Source organism: Peribacillus psychrosaccharolyticus ATCC 23296, assembly GCF_000305495.1.
Classification (GTDB): Bacteria; Bacillota; Bacilli; order Bacillales; family DSM-1321; genus Peribacillus; species Peribacillus psychrosaccharolyticus.
The window spans coordinates 1-1,189 of sequence record NZ_AJTN02000112.1 but is presented as its reverse complement, the minus strand read 5'-3'; the positions used below and the strand labels follow the sequence as shown (position 1 = coordinate 1,189).

At 35.0% G+C, this 1,189-nt stretch carries 1 protein-coding gene and 1 pseudogene; both read left to right on the top strand.

Going from position 1 to position 1,189, the window contains the following annotated elements; genetic code table 11:
* Nucleotides 1–638: 638 nt before the first annotated feature.
* Complete coding sequence (locus tag WYK_RS23235; protein WP_051387352.1) at nt 639–842, top strand: DUF5613 domain-containing protein; 204 nt, start codon at nt 639–641, stop codon at nt 840–842.
* Between the two features lie 156 nt (nt 843–998).
* Nucleotides 999–1,189: pseudogene (locus tag WYK_RS23230) on the top strand (GNAT family N-acetyltransferase); the annotation flags it as partial.

Here is a 1,189-nt window from a genome sequence, read left to right as displayed (position 1 = left end):
CCGTATCTTCTATGCCATTGGGAAGAAGCAATTTGAGTTTAGTGAAGAGAAAATGTTAAAAGATATCCCTCATATGAGAGCGAAAATCGAAGTAGAAACAGCTGCGTAATTCGGAAGAAACAGTAGAGTAGCAAGTAATATAAAGGTTTTATAGTCTTGTACATTTGAAGCACGGATTAGTCAGCAAAGCAACTAAACTTCGGGCAAGGACCCTGTGGGGCAGCATGACTGACATCCACCTCATGGTAAGGTTGGACGAAGGAATTTGAGAGCGTAGACTCTGTGAGACATGGGAGGGTTGACCTCCATGAGAAATGTGGATATCCAAGAGTGCGATCATAGTTATACTAATCCACCATTTTTTTGTAAGTGAGTGGCTCGTGAGCTATAAGTTCTTTTGTTTCGTAAGTCCAAATTTATACTAATTGTGTAAATCAAACCATATACGAGGCATAACCCTAAAATAACTTACTACGAAATACTGAGAAAGCCGAAGAAAACGGGAGTTTTTACTTCCTTTATTGAGGGAGGATAGTTGAAGAGAGCTGTTTGGTCTTTATTCATCAATTGGGCCAGATTGTTTAATAATGGTAAGGTGGTAAAATAGGGGTTAAGACTTTAAATTAGGAGAATTATTAATGAAACAAATAACATTTGAAGATATTTATACGTTTGGAAAAGTAGTGGCTGAAAATGATCAATACAGACACTTTCATTACCCTGAGATGTTGACTAGGTTTGATAGTAATTTTATTGAGTTTACAAATCTACCGTATTTACCTGAATTTAAAGAAGCTGAAAATTACTTAAGGGAATATCATCTGAAAAAGGGTCAAAAATAAGTTAAGTTTTATTTTCCTGCTAATAAAAAACCAACAACTGAACTTATTGCTTTCCTAACTGATATAGGTTATGAAATAGGTTTTATAGAATAATATGCTATTCAACCAAAACACTTTCCAATGTTGAGGAGCACCCCCGATATAGATATTCAAGTAGTGTTAGATAAAAACCTAGAAACACTTCTTAATCTACAGTATCAGCATGATTTAAAGTATGGAAGTGAATTTGCAGAGCAGAAAACTGAACTTATAAAACGTCAATTTGAAGATCAAGATATTCTTCAGCTCTTGGCGTTTTATAAAGGGGATCCAGCAGGCTATGTTGATATCATTATTTCCAATGAAAC